Origin of the sequence: Oceanicella sp. SM1341 (assembly GCF_003448965.1) — a bacterium.
Taxonomy (GTDB): domain Bacteria; phylum Pseudomonadota; class Alphaproteobacteria; order Rhodobacterales; family Rhodobacteraceae; genus Paroceanicella.
The window spans coordinates 1-17,664 of the sequence record NZ_QRGC01000041.1 but is presented as its reverse complement, the minus strand read 5'-3'; the positions used below and the strand labels follow the sequence as shown (position 1 = coordinate 17,664).

Genomic DNA, 17,664 nt, shown 5'->3' with positions numbered 1-17,664 from the left:
AGCGTGGGCGCGCGTTCTGCATGCCGGAACACCAGGCGCCACAGCGCCCGGCGGGAATGAACAACGCGGCCCCCCGGGGGGAGGCCGCGTCGCGAGGTCAGGGCCCGGGAGGGGCCGGGCGTTCAGCCGATGATGGCGTTCAGCGTGGCCGAGGGGCGCATCACCGCCGCGGTCTTCTCCGGGTCGGTGTGGAAGTAGCCGCCGAGATCGGCCGGCTTGCCCTGTGCCGCGGCCAGCTCGGCCACGATCTTGTCGGCATTCTCCTTCAGCGCCGCGGCGATGGGGGCGAAATGCGCCGCCAGCTCCGCGTCCGTGCCCTGCTGCGCCAGCGCGTCGGCCCAGTAGAGCGCGAACCAGAAGTGGCTGTCGCGGTTGTCGGGCTGGCCCACGCGGCGGCTGGGCGAGCGGTTGTCGTCGAGGATGCCCTGGGTCGCGATGTCCACCGCCTCGCCCAGCACCTTCGCCTTCGCGTTGCCCTTCGCCGCGGCGAGGAACTTCAGGCTCTCGCCGAGCGCGCAGAACTCGCCAAGGCTGTCCCAGCGCAGGTGGTTTTCCTCCACCAGCTGCTGCACGTGCTTGGGCGCCGAGCCGCCGGCGCCGGTCTCGAACAGCCCGCCGCCCTGCATCAGCTTCACGATGGAGAGCATCTTCGCCGAGGTGCCGAGCTCGAGGATCGGGAACAGGTCGGTCAGGTAGTCGCGCAGCACGTTGCCGGTGATCGCGATCGAGGTCTCGCCCTTGCGGATGGTCTCGAGGGTGAGGCGCGTCGCCTCGCGCGGGGCGAGGATGAGGAACTTGTCCGCGACACCCTTCGCCGCGAGGATCGGCTTCACCAGCTCGATGAGCTCGGCGTCATGCGCGCGGGCGGCGTCGAGCCAGAAGATCGCCTGGCAGCCCTCGGCGGCCTGGCGCTCGATGGCGAGGTTCACCCAGTCCTCGATCGGGGCGCGGCGCGCGGAGGCCGAGCGCCAGATGTCGCCCGCTTCCACCGCGTGCTCGTGCAGCACGTCGCCGTTGGCCAGCACCATGCGCACCGTGCCGGCGGAGGGGATCTCGAAGGTGGTGGGGTGGGAGCCGTACTCCTCCGCCTTCTGCGCCATCAGGCCGATGTTCTGCACCGTGCCGGCGGTGGCGGGGTCGAGCGCGCCGGTTTCCTTGAAGTAGGCGATGGTCTCGTCATAGACCGGGGCGTAGGAATTGTCCGGGATCACGCAATTGGTGTCGGCTTCCTTGCCGTCCGGGCCCCAGCCCTTGCCGCCGGCGCGGATCAGCGCGGGCATCGAGGCGTCGATGATCACGTCCGAGGGCACGTGCAGGTTGGTGATGCCCTTGTCGGAATTGACCATGTACATCGGCGGGCCGGCCTCGATGGCCGCCTTCACCGCCGCTTCCAGCTCCGGCTGGCCCTTGATGCGGGCCATCAGGTCGCCGATGCCGGAGTTGGGGTTCACGCCCGCGGCCTTCAGCTCGGCGCCGAATTTCTCGAACACCGGCTTGAGGAATTCCTTCACCGCGTGGCCGAAGATGATCGGGTCGGAGACCTTCATCATCGTGGCCTTCATGTGCAGCGAGAACAGGATGCCCTCGGCCTTGGTGGCCGCGATCTGCTCGGCGAGGAAGGCATCGAGCGCCTTCGCGGACATGAAGGTGGCGTCCACCACCGTGCCCTCGGGGAAGCTCACGCCCTCCTTGAGCACGGTCACCGAGCCGTCGGCGCCCACCAGCTCGATCTTCGCGGGCCCCGCCTGGGCGGCGGTGAGCGTGGCGGATTTCTCGTTGGAGAAGAAGTCGCCGCCCGACATCGAGGAGACATGGGTCTTCGAATCGGCGCTCCAGCTGCCCATGGAATGCGGGTTGGCCTGGGCGAACTTCTTCACCGCCACGGCGGCGCGGCGGTCGGAGTTGCCCTCGCGCAGCACCGGGTTCACCGCCGAGCCCTTGATGGCGTCGTAGCGGGCGCGGGCCTGCTTCTCGGCATCGGTCGCGGGCGCCTCGGGGTAGTCGGGCAGGGCATAGCCCTGGGCCTGCAGTTCCTTCACCGCGGCCACCAGCTGGGGCACGGAGGCCGAGATGTTCGGCAGCTTGATCACGTTGGCCTCGGCCGTCTTCACCAGCTCGCCCAGCACGGCGAGGTCGTCGGACTGGCGCTGCGCCTCGGTGAGCGCCTCGGGGAAGGCGGCGATGATGCGGCCGGCGAGCGAGATGTCCCGCGTGCCCACGCTCACCCCGGCCGCGGCGGCGAAGCTGCGGATGATCGGGAGCAGCGAGGCGGAGGCAAGCTCCGGCGCTTCGTCGACTTTGGTATACACGATATCGGGGGTGTTCGGTTCAGCCATGAGTTCCAAGCCTTTCTAGAGCTGGCGAAAGCTAACCGAAGCCGCGCCGGAGGTCTACCGACTGCGACACGCGAAACGGCCCGCCGCGCCGGAAAGGGGTGAGTCGCGCCGGTTTCCGCGCCGGCGAGGGCCGCCCGCCCCGCCCCGGCGCCCGGCCGCCCCGCGCGGGGGCCCGGCTGGACGGGGCCGGAATTGCCTTTTGCTCCAGCTACTTGCACTGCACGCACACGTTGACGTCACGGAAAAACTTCCCGCGCGACGCGACGAGGGGCATGGACATTCCCCTCCGGTGCACCACAGTACACACCCGACGCCTCCGGCCAACGAGCCGGAGCCCGGCGGCCCCCGGCTGGGAGGGGGGAGACCGCCGGAAGGGGGCGTTGTCGACCATTCCGGTCGGCGTCATGGCCATGTTCCGAGTCTGCCCAGAGACGCCCTCCGGACAAATGAATCTGCGCGCGCGGGCTGCCCCGCCGCCCGAGACCTAGGGAGGGAAGCGGTATGGATCCGACCATGGGAACCGCCACTTTGCTTATCATCGCGCTCTTGTCAGTCCTCGCACTGCTGGCGCTCATTCTCTACGCCCGCATGCATGCCTTCGTGGCCCTGGTGCTCATGAGCCTCGTGGTGGCCATCGTCACCGGCGTGCCGTTCGCGGACGTGGTTCCCACATTGCTCGACGGCTTCGGCAAGACGCTGGCCAGCGTCGGCCTGCTGGTGGGCTTCGGCGCCATGATCGGCCGGCTGCTCGAGGTGAGCGGCGGCGCCCAGGTGCTGGCCGACAGGCTGGTAGGGCTCTTCGGCGAGAAGCGGGCGCCGCTGGCACTCGGCGTCGCCTCGCTGCTCTTCGGCATCCCGATCTTCTTCGACGCGGGCCTCGTGGTGATGCTGCCGGTGATCTTCGTGGTTGCCCGGCGCTTCGGCGGCTCGCTGCTGCTCTACGCCATGCCGGCGGCGGGCGCCTTCGCCATCATGCACGCCTTCGTGCCGCCGCACCCCGGGCCGGTGGCCGCGGGCACGCTGCTCGGGGCGGACATCGGCCTGCTGGTGATCGTGGGCCTCATCCTCGCCATCCCCACCTGGTACATCTCGGCCTATCTCTTCGGCACCGCCATCGGCCGCCGGGTGAATGTCGAGATCCCCAAGCTCGACGCCCCGGCCGCGAGCGGCGTGCCCGCCCCCACGCTGGGCACGGTGCTGTTCATCCTGCTGCTGCCGCTGGTGCTGATCTTCCTCAACACCGGCCTCTCCACCCTGCAGTCCTCCGGCGCCATTGAGGGCGGCGGCCCGGTGTTCGACTTCCTGCTGATGATCGGCCAGACCCCCGTGGCCCTGCTGATCACCGTTCTGGCGGCGATCTTCATCTTCGCGAAGGGCCGCAGCCTCGGCGAGATCGAGGAGCTGTGCAACGCCTCGCTCGGGCCGGTCTGCGCCATCATCCTGGTCACCGGCGCGGGCGGCATGTTCGGCGGCGTTCTGCGTGCCAGCGGCATCGGTGACGCGCTGGCCGGCAGCCTGTCCGACCTCGGCCTGCCGATCATCGTGGCGGCCTTCGTGCTGGCCCTCGGCCTGCGCGTGGCGCAGGGCTCGGCCACGGTGGCGCTCACCACCACCGCCGGGCTCATCGCCCCCACGGTCTCGGCCGCCACCGACCTCAGCCAGCTCGACCTGTGCTTCATCGTGATCGCCATCGCCGCGGGCTCCACCGCGCTGAGCCACGTGAACGATTCGGGCTTCTGGCTGGTGGGCCGCTTCCTCGGCATGGACGAGAAGACCACGCTGAAAACCTGGACGGTGATGGAAACCATCATCGGCGTGGTGGGCTTCGCCCTCGCCTTCGCCGGCTCGCTCATCTTCTGAGCCCCGGCGCCACGGGCCCGACACCAACGCGCGGCCGCCCCCCGGGGCGGCCCGCTGCGTTTCAGGGCGCCGCCACGCGCCCGTAGCGGGAGAGTATCGTCTCGATACTGTCCTTCTTCTCCTCGAGATCCGCCCTGTCGGCCACCGCGCCGAGGTGATGCGCCATCAGCGCGGTTGCCCGCTCCGCGTCGCCCGCGCGGATGGCGGCGATGATCTGGGAGTGCTCGTCCACCGCGCAATCCGAGGAGTGGCTGCGCCCGAAGGTGGCGATGATCAGCGAGCACCGCGTCACGATTTCAGAGACATAGCGCGCCAGCACCGCGTTGCCGGTAAGCTCGGCCATCAGCGTGTGGAACTCGCCCGCGAGCCGGATCGACACCGGCCCGTCCTTGCCCAGCACCGCCTTTTCCGAGCGCACATGCGCCTCCAGCGCGTCGTAGCCGGTGGCGGGCATGCGGTCGATCAGCTTCAGCACCACCTCGCGCTCCAGGCAGTGGCGCACCTCGAAGATCTGCCGCGCCTCCTCCAGCGAGGGCTCGGCCACGAAGGCGCCGCGGTTGCGCTTCGTCACGATCAGCCCCTCGTTTTCCAGCCGCACGAAGGCATGGCGCACGATGGTGCGGCTCACGCCGAACTGGTCGCCCACCGTGTCCTCCGGCAGGCGCATGCCCGGCTGCAGCGCCTGCTCGATGATCGCCCGCCGCAGCAGGTCATACACGGCATCGCTCAGGGTGTTCTTCTGCGCTTCACTCATGGGGTCACTTCGCGGTCCGAGGGAGCGCCTTTCTAGTGTATCCCAAAAAATCTGTCAATTGGATACAATTTGCTTGCCAGATCGCATCCACACGGCGTAGGAGTCGGATCGTATCCAATTAACCAAAGCAGTGACATACGATTCGCAGCAACAGGGAGCCCGCGATGACACCGAAAAACCTGGCCCTCGCCTCCGCGCTCGCCCTTGCGACCATGCTGGGCGGAGCGGCCGCGCAGGCCGAGAACGTGCTGAAATGGGGCGCGAACCGCGACATCGGCTCGCTCGACCCCTATTCCTACGGCGACAGCTTCACCATCAACGTGCTCAACCACGTCTACGAGGGGCTGGTGCGCTACAATCGCGAGCTGAAGATCGAGCCCGCCCTCGCCACCTCCTGGGAGATCCTCGAGGATGGCGTCACCTGGCGCTTCCACCTGCGCGAGGGTGTCACCTTCCACAACGGCAACCCCTTCACCGCCGATGACGTGCTCGCCTCCCTCGCCCGGGTGAGCGACCCCGCCTCGCCGCTCAAGGGCAACCTGCCGGCCTACGTGAGCGCCGAGGTGGTCGACCCGCTCACCATCGACATCACGCTCAACGGCACCTACCCGCTGCTGCTCAACGACCTCACCAACATCCACATCTTCGACAAGGAATGGCTGGTCGAGCACGGCGCGGAGAAGCCCACCGACATCGGCGCCGGCGTGGAGGGCTATGCCACCTACAACGCCAACGGCACCGGCCCCTTCATGGTCGAGAGCCGCCAGCCCGATGCGAAGACCGTCTTCGTGAAGAACCCGGGCTGGTGGGACACGCCGCAGCACAACATCGACCGCATCGAGTTCACCCCGGTCACCTCGGCGGCGACGCGCGTGGCGGCCCTTCTCTCCGGCGAGATCGACTTCACCAACGACGCCCCGGTGCAGGACCTGCCGCGGCTCGAGGCCGCCCCGGGCGTGAACGTGCTCGAGGGCGTGGACCTGCGCACGGTGATGATCGGCTTTCCCTTCCGCGAGACGCTGGCCAGCGGCGCGCCCAACCCCTTCTCCGACATCCGCGCCCGCGAGGCGCTCTACGACGCGATCGACCTCGAGCTGATCCACGCCAGGGTGATGCGCGGCAAGTCCCGCGTGGCCGGCGCCACCGTGGCACCGCAGATCCCCGGCTACGCGCCCGAGCTCGACTCCGTGCCGGCCTATGACCCGGAGAAGGCCAGGGCCCTGCTGGCCGAGGCCGGGGTGCCCGAGGGGCTGGAGTTCCAGTTCAACTGCGTCTCCGACGGGCTGGTGAACGAGGAGCAGTTCTGCCAGGCCATCGCCGCCATGTGGGCGCGCATCGGCCTGAAACCGCAGCTCGACGTCGCCCCCCGCGCGGTCCAGACGCCGAAGCGCACCAACGGCCAGACCGACATCTACACCCTCGGCTGGGCCACGCTGCCGATGCTCGACGCCTACTCGCCCCTGCTGCAGATCTTCCACACCAAGGAGGGCAATGCCGGCGTGTTCAACTGGGGCGGCTGGTCCTTCCCCGAGCTCGACGCGCTGATCGACGCCGCGGGCTCCGAGCTCGACACCGAAAAGCGGCTGGCGATGGAGACCGAGGCGCTCGCCATCGTGAAGCGGGAGTTCATCATGCTGCCGCTGCACCAGCAGCCGATGGCCTGGGCCACCACCGACGCGGTGAAGCAGATGCCGCTCTTCCCCGACAACAAGCCGCGCCTTTGGTACGCGCAGATGTAAGGGCCCCGGCCCCGAGGAGACCCCAGCCATGCTCGCCTTTCTCATCAAGCGCACGGCAAACGCCGCCCTGGTGATGCTCGCCGTGGCCCTGCTCGCCTTCCTGATCTTCCGGTTCTTCGGCGACCCGGTGGAGATGATGGTCAACGAGCAGGCCACCCAGGCCGACCGGGCAGAGCTGCGCGAGCGGCTGGGCCTCAACGACGGGTTCGCCACCCAGTACCTGCGCTTCGTCGCACACGCGGCGCAGGGCGATTTCGGCATCTCCTACCGCAACCAGCAGGACGTGATGACCCTGATCGGCGAGCGCTTCCCCGCCACGTTCGAGCTGGTGCTGGTGGCCACGGTGATCTCGCTCGTGCTCGGCATCCCGCTGGGGGTGATCACCGCCGTCTACCGGCGCTCGAAACTGGCCGACGCGCTGCAGATCGGCTCGATCGTGGGGGTGTCGCTGCCCAGTTTCGTCACGGGCATCCTGCTCATCCTCGCCTTCTCGGTGAGCTTGGGCTGGCTGCCGGCCTTCGGGCGCGGCGAGACGGTGGACATCGGCTGGTGGAGCACGGGGCTGCTCACCCCCTCCGGCCGGGCGGCGCTGGTGCTGCCGGCGCTCTCGCTCTCCACCTTCCAGGTCACGCTGGTGATGCGGCTGGTGCGCGCGGAGATGCTCGAGACCCTGCGCACCGATTACGTGAAGTTCGCCCGCGCCCGCGGCGTGCCCGCGGCCCGCATCCACTGGCGCCACGCGCTGCGCAACTGCCTGATGCCGGTCATCACCCTCACCGGCATGCAGATCGGCAATCTCATCGCCTTCGCCCTCGTCACCGAGACCGTATTCCAGTGGCCGGGCATGGGGCTGCTGTTCATCCAGGCGGTGACCTTCGTCGATATCCCGGTGATGGCGGCCTACCTGATGCTGGTCTCCTTCATCTTCGTGCTGCTCAACACCTGTGTCGACATCACCTACGCCTGGGTCGACCCCCGCCTGCGCGACGACACCGCGAAGGCCGGAGGCGGCAATGGCTGACATCTCCCACCCCGACGCCCCCGCCCGCGAGGACACCGCCATGCCCCCCACCTCCCGGCGCTTCCGCCTGCTGCCCGCCGCCTGGGCCGACAGCGACCTGTGGTTCTCCTTCCGCAGCCACCCCAGCGCGGTCTTCGCCGCCTGCCTGCTGGCACTCATCGCGCTCACCGCGCTGTTCGCGCCGCTCATCGCGCCGCAAAACCCCTACGACCTCGCGGCGCTGGAGCTGTGGAACGCCGAGCTGCCGCCGCTCTGGGCCGAGAGCGGGCAATGGCCCTACCTGCTGGGCACCGACACGCAAGGGCGCGACATCCTCTCGGCCATCCTCTACGGCTCGCGCGTCTCGCTGGTGATCGGCCTCGCCTCGGTGGTGGCGGCGCTCGCCGTGGGGCTCACGCTCGGGCTCGTCGCCGGATATTTCGGCGGCTGGGTGGACAACATCATCATGCGGGCGGGGGACGTGCTCCTCTCCATGCCCTTCATCCTCATCGCCATCCTGATCTCGGCGATGGCCACCGCGGCGCTGCCCGCCGGGCTGAAGGGGCTGCTCGCGCTGCCCATCCTCGTCATCGCCATCGCCGTGCCCTCCTGGGTGCAATACGCCCGCACCGTGCGCGCCTCGGCCATGGTGGAGCGGCGGCGCGAATACGTGCAGGCGGCGCGGCTCATCCGGGTGAAGCCCTGGCGCATCATGCTCCACCACATCCTGCCCAACACGCTCACGCCCGTGATGGTGGCCGCCACGCTCAACTTCGGCCTCGCGATCCTGTCGGAGGCGACCCTCTCCTTCCTCGGCGTCGGCATGCCGCCCGACCAGCCCTCCCTCGGCACGCTGATCCGGGTGGGCAACCAGTACCTGTTCTCCGGCCTGTGGTGGATCGTCGTGTTCCCCTCCGTGCAGCTCTGCCTGATCGTGCTCTGCGTGAACATGATCGGCGACTGGCTGCGCGACGCCCTCAACCCGAAACTGAGATGATCGCCATGACCAGCCTGCTCCTGCGCAACACCCGCCCGATGGGCGCCGCCGCCACCGACATCGCCATCCTCGACGGGCGCTTCGCCGCCCCCGGCGCCCCGCTGCCCGAGGGCACGCAGGTGATCGACTGCGCAGGCGCCATCCTCGCCCCCGGCCTCGTCGAGGCGCACACCCATCTCGACAAGTCGCTCCTCGGCCTGCCCTGGTACCGCAACGAGGTCGGCCCCCGCCTGATCGACAAGATCGAGAACGAGCGCGCGGTGAAGGTCTCCCTCGGCCTCCACCCGCAGGTACAGTCCGAGCGCCAGGCGCTGCTCTCGGTCTCCAGGGGCACCACCCATATCCGCTCGCATGTCGACGTGGACACCGAGCACGGGCTCGCCGGCATCGAGGGCGTGGCCGAAACCCGCGCGCGGCTCGCCGGCATCGTCGACATCGAGATCGTCGCCTTCCCGCAGTCCGGCATGATGATCCGCCCCGGCACCGCCGAGCTGATGGATGCCGCCCTCTCCGCCGGCGCCGACGTGGTGGGCGGGCTCGACCCCTGCGGCATCGACCGTGACCCGAAAGCCCATCTCGACGTGGTCTTCGCCCTGGCGCAAAAGCACGGCAAACCGGTCGACATCCACCTGCATGAGCGCGACGCCCTCGGCGCCTTCTCCATGGAACTGATCCTGGAGCGCACGAAGGCCCTCGGCATGGAAGGGCTCGTAACCGTCTCCCACGCCTTCTGCCTCGGCATGGCCGACCGCGCCGCCGCCGCCGCCCTCACCGAGGCGCTGGCCGAGGCGCGGGTGCACATCATCACCACGGCGCCGGCCTCCACCGCGGTGCCGGCGGTGAAGGAACTCGCCGCCGCGGGCGTGCTCACCGGCGCGGGCTCCGACGGCATCCGCGACACATGGGGGCCGTATGGCAACGCCGACATGCTGGAGCGCGCCATGCTCGTCGGCCTGCGCAACAACCTGCGCCGGGATGACGAGCTGGCCCTTGCCTTCGACATCTGCACCAGAGGCGGCGCCGCGATCATGGCGCTCCCCGGCTACGGCCTCGCGCCGGGCGACCGGGCCGACGCGGTGCTGCTTTCCGGCGAGACCCTGGCCGAGGCCATCGTCACCCGCGCCCCGCGCCCGCTGGTGGTAAAGGGCGGCCGGGTGGTGGCGCGAGCCGGCGCAGCCCTGCGCCCCGCGCCATGAGCCCGCGCACCCTCATCACCGCCCGCTGGCTGGTCGGCCACGAGGCCGGCACCCACGTGCTGCACGAGCATGGCGAGCTGGTGATCGAGGGCAGCCGCGTGCTCCACGCGGGCCCCCGTTTCGAGGGCCATGTCGACCGGCGCATCGACCATGGCGAGGCGCTGATCTCCCCCGGCTTCATCGATCTCGACGCGCTGTCGGACCTCGACACCACCATCCTTGGCTTCGACAACGGCCCCGCCTGGGCCACCGGCCGCGTCTGGCCGATGAGCTACGTCGAGCGCGGTCCGTACGAGATGTACACGCCCGACGAGCTCGCCTTCCAGAAGCGCTTCGCCTTCGCCCAGCTCATCCGCAACGGCATCACCACCGCCCTCCCCATCGCCTCGCTCTTTTACCGCGCCTGGGGCGAGACGGTGGCGGAGTTCGAGGCCGCGGCCGATGCGGCCGAGGAGCTGGGCCTGCGCGTCTACCTCGGCCCCGCCTGCCGCACCGGCGGCCAGGTGGTCACCGCCCCGGGCGAGATCGGCACGCTTTACGACGAGGCCCGCGGCATGGCGGGGCTGGAGGAGGCCGCCCGTTTCGCCGCGCGCATCGACGGCCGGGCAGGGGGCCGCATCCGCGCCATGTTCGCCCCCGACCGTATCGAGACCTGCACCGCCGGTTTCCTCACCCGCACCGCCGCCCTCGCCGCCGAGATGGACGCGCCGGTGCGCCTGCACTGCCTGCAATCGCCCACCGAGGTGGCGCTCGTGGCCCGCCAGCACGGCTGCACCCCGGTCGAATGGCTCGAGCGCCTCGGCGTGCTCTCCCCCCGCTGGCTGCTGCCGCACGGCACGCAGGCGCGCGGCCGCGATTTCGCCATCCTGCGCGACGCGGGCGCGAGCCTGGTGCATTGCCCGCTGGTCTCCGCCCGCCACGGCTCGGTGCTCGACAGCTTCGCCGCCTGCCGCGCCATGGGCCTCACCATCGGCCTGGGCACCGACACGGCACCCCCCGACATGATCCTCAACATGCAGACCGGCCTGATGATGGCCCGCATGCTCGGCGGCGCCGAGGCCCTCCGCTCGGAGGCGATGTTCGACGCCGCCACCCTCGGCGGCGCCGCCGCCCTCGGCCGGCCCGACCTCGGCCGCCTCGCGCCCGGCGCCGCGGCCGACATCACCGTCATCTCCCTCGCCGGCCTGCTGCAGGGCCCCGACCCGGTGCAGAGCCTGATGACCGGCGCCTCCGGCCGCGATGTCCGCGAGGTCTGGGTCGACGGCCGCCGCGTGCTGGAGGACGGCCGCCTGCCGGGCTTCGACCTTGCCGCCGCCTGGCCCCGCGCCCGGGCCCAGTTCGACCGGCTCGTCGCGCGCTACCCCGAGCGCACGCTGGGCCATCCGCCCCTCTCCGAGATCTTCCGCCCCTCTTACCCAAGGAGCCGGCCCGATGAGTGACACCGTTCTCGACGTCTCCGACCTCCGGGTCGAGTTTCCCACCCGCCGCGGGGTGCTCACCGCGGTCGACGGCATCTCGCTCACCATCCGCCGCGGCGAGATCCTCGGCGTGGTGGGCGAGAGCGGCGCCGGCAAGTCGATGACCGGCATGGCCATCCTCGGCCTGCTCGAGCCGCCGGGCCGTATCGCCGGCGGCGAGATCCGCCTCTCCGGCACCCGGATCGACGGCCTGCCCGAGCGCGAGATGCGGCGCATCCGCGGCCGGCGCATCGGCGCGATCTTCCAGGACCCGCTCACCTCGCTCAACCCGCTGTTCCGCGTGGGCGACCAGCTCACCGAGACCATCCGCCTGCACACCGTCCTCTCCCGCGCCGCCGCCCGGGCCCGCACGCTGGAGCTGATGCGCGAGGTCGGCATCCCCGCGGCCGAGGAGCGGATCGACAGCTACCCCCACCAGTTCTCGGGCGGCATGCGCCAGCGCATCGTCATCGCCCTCGCGCTGAGCGCCGAGCCCGAGCTGATCGTGGCCGACGAGCCCACCACCGCCCTCGACGTCTCCATCCAGGCCCAGGTCACGGCGCTGCTGAAGCGCCTGTGCCGCGAGCGCGGCACCGCGGTGATGCTGGTCACCCACGACATGGGCGTGATCGCCGAAACCGCCGACCGCGTGGCAGTCATCTACGCCGGCCGCCTTGCCGAGACCGGCCCTGTCGAGCAGGTGATCCGCCGCCCCGCGCACCCCTACACCCGCGGCCTGATGGGCGCGATCCCCGGCCTGCGCCACGACGTGGAGGAGCTCGCGATGATCCCCGGCGCCATGCCCCGGCTCGACGCCATCCCCCCCGGCTGCGCCTTCAACCCGCGCTGCGCCCACGCCGGCCCCCGCTGCCGCCGCGAGACCCCCCGCCTCACCGGCCCCGGCGCCGCCTGCTTCCTCGCCCGCGAGGAGGCGCTCGCATGAGCACGCCCGTCAGCACCCATCCCGGCACCGCCCTGGCCCCGCACTCCGTGTGTCCCGGTCCCCGCGCCGCGCGCACGCGCCGGTCCCGCACCAGCGCAACCGCACCCGGGCATCCCGCACGATGCTCTGCCGTGTGCTCATCGCCCCTCAAGGCGCGCACCCCGGACACGTTCCCCGCCGCCCGGCCCCTGCGCGCCGCGCCCTCCGGGCCAGGCGCACGCCCCGCGCATCCCGCCACCGGCGGCAAGGGCCTCCGGGCGAAGCCGGCCCCCCGCCGGTGTCCGTCCGGCCCCCACCTCCCGCCCCGAAAGGACCTCCCGGCATGAGCACCCCCATCCTCGAGGTCGACGCGCTGGAGCGGCGTTTCGACGTCTCCGCCCCGTGGCTGAACCGGCTGATCGAGCGCAAGCCGCGCCGCAGCCTGCGCGCGGTCGACGGTATCGACTTCACCATCCGCCGCGGCGAGACGCTGGCCCTCGTGGGCGAGAGCGGCTGCGGCAAGAGCACCGTGGCCCGGCTGGTCACCGGGCTCTACCCGCCCTCGGGCGGCGCGGTGCGCTTCCACGGTGACGCGACGCGCATGCAGATGATCTTCCAGGACCCGTTCGCCAGCCTCAACCCGCGCTGGCGCGTCGGCCGCATCGTGGCCGAGCCGCTGGTCACCCTGCGCCCGGGCACGCCCGCGGCACAGGTGCGCGCACGGGTGGAGGAGCTGCTCGCCACCGTCGGCCTCGCCGCCTCCGACGCGGCGCGCTACCCGCACGAGTTCTCCGGCGGCCAGCGCCAGCGCATCTCCATCGCGCGCGCGCTCGCCGGCGAGCCGGAGTTCCTGGTGTGCGACGAGCCCACCTCGGCGCTCGATGTCTCGGTGCAGGCGCAGGTGCTCAACCTGATGAAGCGGCTGCAGCGCGAACTCGGCCTCACCTATCTCTTCATCAGCCACGACCTCTCGGTGGTGCGCCACATGGCCGACACGATCGCGGTGATGTACCTGGGCCGCATCGTCGAGATCCAGCCCACGGCCGATCTCTTCGCCCGGCCGCTGCACCCCTACACGCGCCTCCTGCTCGAGACGATCCCCGACCTCGAGAACCCGCGGCGCGACCGCGCGCCGATGGGCGGCGAGGTGCCCAGCCCCATCGCGCCGCCGCCCGGCTGCGCCTTCCACCCGCGCTGCCCGCTCGCCCACGACCGCTGCCGCTCCGAGCGCCCCGTCCGCGACGCCCGCCTGCGCGCGGGCCGCGTCGCCTGTTTCGCCGCCGAAAGGGAAAGCCACTGATGTACGACGAGACCTTCATGCGCCGCGCCATCGCCATCTCGGCGCAGGCGCTCACCACCCCCGGCACCGAGCCCTTCGGCGCCGTGATCGTGCGCGACGGGGTGATCGTGGGCGAGGGGCTGAACCGCTCGGTCGCCCGCCTCGACCCCACCTCCCACGGCGAGACCGAGGCGATCCGCGACGCCTGCCGCCGGCTCGGCACCGTCTCGCTCGCGGGCTGCGACCTCTACACCAGCGCCGAGCCCTGCGCGCTCTGCGTGGCGGCCATGGCCATCGCCGGCATCGCGAGGCTCTACTACGCCGCCGACCAGGGCGACTGCGGCCGGCACCTCGGCGCCCTGCCGCACGAGTCGCGCCACCCCATCGACGTTGCCCACCTGCGCGCCGAATGCGTCGCCCCGATCCACGCCCGCGCGCTGCCCGCCGAGCAGCACCTCGCCGAAGACGCCGCCGCCATCCTCGCCGACTGGGCCGCCTCCCGGGGCTGACGGCAGGGCGGAGCATCGACCGGAAACCGCGCTCCGGGCAGGGAGGAAGACAGGGCCCGGAACAGGACAGGACAGGGGTAGCGGCAGGGGCAAGGGCAGGGGCAAGGGCAAGGGCAAGGGCAAGGGCAAGGGCAAAGGGCAAAGGGCAAAGGGCAAAGGGCAAAGGGCAAAGGGCAAAGGGCAAAGGGCAAGGGGCCGCACGCGTCCTCGGCTTGCAATAGCGCCACCGACACCGACACCGACACCGACACCGACACCGACACCGACACCGACACCGACACCGACACCGACACCGACACCGACACCGACACCGACACCGACACCGACGAAGCGCAGCACGTGGGAGCAACCGACACCAGCGCGAAAATACCCGTACCGCTTCGGACAGCCGGCGCAGCGCGGGCCCACATCGCCCACCGCCCTGCGCTTCCCGCTCCGCCGGCCTTACACGCTGCGTTCCTCGGCCCCGGGCCCGGCGCCGCACCGCCGGGCCGACAGACACCGCTCGCCGGTCCGAAGGCGAAGAAGATCCCCGCCGGGCCTGCCACCGGGCCAGCGTCTCCCGCGCCCGCACATTGCCTTGGGGTCCGCGCTCGCGCCCCTGCCGGGTGCGCAGCACCCGGCCCGGCCCAAAGGGGCGCACATCGGCAGGTGGGCGCCTCACGGGAGAGCCCCGGCCGACAGGCCCTGCACCAGCGCAAAAGGAGCCCTCCCGTCCTGCGTCGACGCGCCCTGCGGGCCCGTCTCCTGCGGTTTGGGCCGGGCCGCGCCTGCGGCGCGGCAGGCGCGCGGGATGGCCTGTGCCTTCGGGCCGGCACCGGGGCTTGCGTGACATCGGCGTGGCCGCCGGGCCATCCGGCATCGGCGTGCCGGCAGGGTTTTCGTGACCCGGACCGTGCCCCGATGCGCGATTAACATGCCCCCGGGTGACGCCGTTCATGCAGCAAGGATCCCCGCCTCGCCCCCGGCGCGGGATGAAGACGCCGCCGGGCACCCGAAACGCCGGAAGCAAACGCGCGCGGGCGCTGGCTACCGCAGTCGGAGCAGGGCCTCGTGCGGCTGATCCACCGCGAACCAGGCCGATGCATCGACCGGTTCCGGATCCGGGTTCCCGGCCACGATGAAGTGGAAGGACGCACCGTCCGGGATGCGCCCGTGGTCGAGGTCGAGCGTCATCGCCCGGGGCGCGAACTCCACGACACGGGTTTCGGCGAAGCCCATGCCGGGATAACGGGCCTCCAGCGCCAGGCTGTCCTCGGTGCCGATGACGACGGGTTCCCCCCGTCGCTCCACTCCTGTGCGTCGAGGCACTCACCGGTGCAGGGGCTCGCGTTGGCCGGGGTCTCCAGCTCCGGATGCAACCGGATGGTCCGCACCTCCCTGCCCGGCGCGATCCGCAGCAGCACCGCGGTGCAGGTCGCGGTGCTCATGCCCGGCGGAAGCCTCGGCGCGAAGGCCAGGGCGCGCAGCGACAAGTCGGCCTCGACAAGGGACGGCCCGGTCACCCGCGCCCCGATCGACAAGGCCCCGATCCGCGTGGGCAGAACGAGGCTTCGACGCAATTCGCTCACCATCTCCGCTCCGTCCCGGCGCTGCACCTGCACCCAGTCTCGGCGGGATGGCGATCCCCTGCAACCGGATCGAAGCCGCCCGAGGCCATCACGCCCGGCACCCCGGCGCGACAGCCGCTTGCGCCCGACACCCCGGGGCAGGGCGCCGCTCAGCCCCGGGTGTCCACCTCCACGGCGGCCTTGTAGAGCGCGCGGATCTGGCGGGTCACCGGGCCGGCGCCGCCGGAGCCGATCTGCCGGCCGTCGATCTCGGCCACCGGGGTCTGGGCGCCGAAGGTGCCGGTGAGGAAGGCCTCCTCGGCCCCGTAGGTCTCGACCAGCGAGAAGTTCTTCTCCCGCACCGGGATGCCGTTTGCCCGGCACAGCTCGATCACCTTGCCGCGCGTCACGCCGTTCATGCAGTAGTCGCCGGTGGAGGTCCACACCTCGCCCCGGCGCACGATGAAGAAGTTGCAGGCGTTGGTGGTGTTCACGAACCCGTGCGGGTCGAGCATCAGCCCCTCGTCGGCGCCGGCCTGCTCGGCCTGCAGGCAGGCGATCACGCAGTTGAGCTTGGAATGGCTGTTGTACTTCGCGTCCTGGCTCATCGGCAGGCCGCGCACCTGCGGCACGGTGGCGAGGCGGATGCCGCGCTCGGCAAGCCGGTCCACCGGTTTCGAATGCTCCATGATGATCACCAGCGTCGGGCCGGAGCGCGACAGCGAGGGGTGCTGGAAGGGCTTCACCTTCACGCCCCGCGTCAGCATCAGCCGGCAATGCACGTCATGGGTCATGCCATTGGCCTGCGCGGTCATGGTGAGCGCCTCGAGAATGCCGGCGCGGTCGGTCCCGGGGTCGAGCGCCACCGCCTTGCAGGCCTCGAAGAACCGGTCCATGTGCTCCTCGAAGAAGGCCCAGCGGCCGTTGCAGAGCCGCATGCCCTCCCACATTCCGTCGCCCAGCAGGAAGCCGCTGTCATAGACCGAGACCACCGCCTCGTCGCGGTGCTTCAGCGCGCCGTTCACGTAGATGAGGATGTCGCGGTTGCGCGGGTCGTCCTCGGCGTCATGGGTGGTGTGGGTCTCGTCGGTCATCGGCCTGCTCCCTGCGCTGTTTCGGGTGTCGACACCCTGTCCACAATGTGCTTACCTTGTCGACAGCGAGACGACAAGAAGGTGGGCGATGCCGGTGGATGACAGCGAGAAGGCCAAGCGCGGCGGCTCCGCCGGCCGGGTGCACGAGACGCTGCGGCGCGAGATCCTCGCGCTCGCCCTGCGCCCGGGCACGCCGCTCGACGAGACCCAGCTCTCCCAGCGCTTCGGCCTGTCGCGCTCGCCGGTGCGCGAGGCGCTGAGCCGGCTGCTCGCCGAGCGGCTGGTGGAGATGCTGCCCAACCGCTCCACCATCGTGGCGCCGATCGACATCGCCGGCTTCCCGCGCTTCGTCGAGGCGCTCGACCTGCAGCAGCGCTTTGCCACCCGGCTCGCCGCCCGCCACCGCTCGGAGGCCGATCTCGACCGCCTGCGCGCCTGCGCCGCGCGCTTCGACGAGACCGTGCAGGGCTACCAGCCGCTGGAGATGTCGCAGGCCAACTACGATTTCCACATCGCCGTGGCCGAGGCGGGGCGGAACCCCTGGGTCACCCGCCAGTACGGCGAGCTGCTCAACGAGGCCCGGCGCCTGCTGCACCTGCATTTCGAGTTCCTGCTGCAGGTCGACCGCACGCAGGTGCTCAACAACCAGCACACCGACATCATCGAGGCCATCGCCGCGCGCGACGCCGACGCGGCCGACACCCTCGCCCATGCCCACACGATGCATTTCCAGACCCGCTTCCTGAAGGCGCTGCACCACACGCCGGACGCGGAATTCACCATCGAGTTCCTCGCCGAGCGCTCCGCCCGCCGGGAGGCCGGGGCATGAGCGGCGCGCGCCCCTCCGGCTCCCGCCCCGACATCCCGGTGCCGGCCGGCCGCCACGCCCGGGCCCGGAGCGCGGTGTCCGCATCGGGCGCAGCCTGCCGCGAGCGCCCCGTCTCCGCCCTGCCGGCGCATGGCGGCCGGCC

Annotated in this window: 14 protein-coding genes; 10 read left to right on the top strand and 4 right to left on the bottom strand. The window is 71.1% G+C overall.

Going from position 1 to position 17,664, the window contains the following annotated elements; all coding sequences use genetic code 11:
- Nucleotides 1–122: 122 nt before the first annotated feature.
- Nucleotides 123–2,336: an NADP-dependent isocitrate dehydrogenase gene (locus tag D3P35_RS23800; RefSeq protein WP_118138428.1), complete on the bottom strand. Its 2,214-nt coding sequence runs from the start codon at nucleotides 2,334–2,336 to the stop codon at nucleotides 123–125.
- 501 nt (nucleotides 2,337–2,837) lie between these two features.
- Between D3P35_RS23800 and D3P35_RS23790 the strand changes: the two genes are divergently transcribed.
- Nucleotides 2,838–4,196, top strand: coding sequence for a GntP family permease (locus D3P35_RS23790; protein WP_118138426.1), 1,359 nt, complete (start codon nucleotides 2,838–2,840; stop codon nucleotides 4,194–4,196).
- A gap of 61 nt (nucleotides 4,197–4,257) precedes the next feature.
- Here the strand turns inward: D3P35_RS23790 and D3P35_RS23785 are convergent, their stop codons facing one another.
- A complete protein-coding gene (locus D3P35_RS23785) occupies nucleotides 4,258–4,950 on the bottom strand; it encodes a GntR family transcriptional regulator (RefSeq protein WP_118138425.1) in 693 nt (230 codons plus the stop codon).
- A 164-nt stretch (nucleotides 4,951–5,114) separates the two neighbouring features.
- Here D3P35_RS23785 and D3P35_RS23780 point away from each other — a divergent pair, with 164 nt between their 5' ends.
- From D3P35_RS23780 to D3P35_RS23745, 8 genes are all read left to right on the top strand, one after another.
- Complete coding sequence (locus tag D3P35_RS23780) at nucleotides 5,115–6,689, top strand: ABC transporter substrate-binding protein (protein WP_118138424.1); 1,575 nt, start codon at nucleotides 5,115–5,117, stop codon at nucleotides 6,687–6,689.
- 28 nt (nucleotides 6,690–6,717) lie between these two features.
- Complete coding sequence (locus D3P35_RS23775) at nucleotides 6,718–7,710, top strand: ABC transporter permease (protein WP_118138423.1); 993 nt, start codon at nucleotides 6,718–6,720, stop codon at nucleotides 7,708–7,710.
- A complete protein-coding gene (locus tag D3P35_RS23770; protein WP_118138422.1) occupies nucleotides 7,703–8,686 on the top strand; it encodes an ABC transporter permease in 984 nt (327 codons plus the stop codon). The genes D3P35_RS23775 and D3P35_RS23770 overlap by 8 nt, the downstream gene beginning before the upstream one ends.
- Nucleotides 8,687–8,691: 5 nt before the next feature.
- Complete coding sequence (locus D3P35_RS23765) at nucleotides 8,692–9,882, top strand: amidohydrolase family protein (RefSeq protein ID WP_118138447.1); 1,191 nt, start codon at nucleotides 8,692–8,694, stop codon at nucleotides 9,880–9,882.
- A complete protein-coding gene (locus D3P35_RS23760) occupies nucleotides 9,879–11,321 on the top strand; it encodes a chlorohydrolase family protein (RefSeq protein ID WP_118138421.1) in 1,443 nt (480 codons plus the stop codon). The genes D3P35_RS23765 and D3P35_RS23760 overlap by 4 nt, the downstream gene beginning before the upstream one ends.
- Nucleotides 11,314–12,282 (top strand): ABC transporter ATP-binding protein, encoded by a 969-nt coding sequence (locus D3P35_RS23755; RefSeq protein ID WP_118138420.1) that lies wholly within the window; start codon nucleotides 11,314–11,316, stop codon nucleotides 12,280–12,282. The genes D3P35_RS23760 and D3P35_RS23755 overlap by 8 nt, the downstream gene beginning before the upstream one ends.
- 322 nt (nucleotides 12,283–12,604) lie before the next feature.
- Nucleotides 12,605–13,561 (top strand): ABC transporter ATP-binding protein, encoded by a 957-nt coding sequence (locus D3P35_RS23750; protein WP_118138419.1) that lies wholly within the window; start codon nucleotides 12,605–12,607, stop codon nucleotides 13,559–13,561.
- Nucleotides 13,561–14,049 carry a nucleoside deaminase gene (locus D3P35_RS23745; protein WP_118138418.1) on the top strand — a complete coding sequence of 163 codons (489 nt, stop codon included), beginning with the start codon at nucleotides 13,561–13,563 and terminating at the stop codon, nucleotides 14,047–14,049. Before D3P35_RS23750 ends, D3P35_RS23745 begins: the two co-directional genes overlap by 1 nt.
- Before the next feature lie 1,029 nt (nucleotides 14,050–15,078).
- Here D3P35_RS23745 and D3P35_RS23735 read toward each other — a convergent pair.
- Both D3P35_RS23735 and D3P35_RS23730 read right to left on the bottom strand, forming a co-directional pair.
- Nucleotides 15,079–15,342, bottom strand: coding sequence for a hypothetical protein (locus tag D3P35_RS23735; protein WP_118138417.1), 264 nt, complete (start codon nucleotides 15,340–15,342; stop codon nucleotides 15,079–15,081).
- A gap of 427 nt (nucleotides 15,343–15,769) precedes the next feature.
- Complete coding sequence (locus D3P35_RS23730) at nucleotides 15,770–16,693, bottom strand: aminotransferase class IV (protein WP_118138416.1); 924 nt, start codon at nucleotides 16,691–16,693, stop codon at nucleotides 15,770–15,772.
- 88 nt (nucleotides 16,694–16,781) lie between these two features.
- On the opposite strand from D3P35_RS23730, the gene D3P35_RS23725 reads away from it, so the two are divergent.
- Nucleotides 16,782–17,522: a GntR family transcriptional regulator gene (locus tag D3P35_RS23725; protein ID WP_118138415.1), complete on the top strand. Its 741-nt coding sequence runs from the start codon at nucleotides 16,782–16,784 to the stop codon at nucleotides 17,520–17,522.
- Nucleotides 17,523–17,664 lie beyond the last annotated feature (142 nt).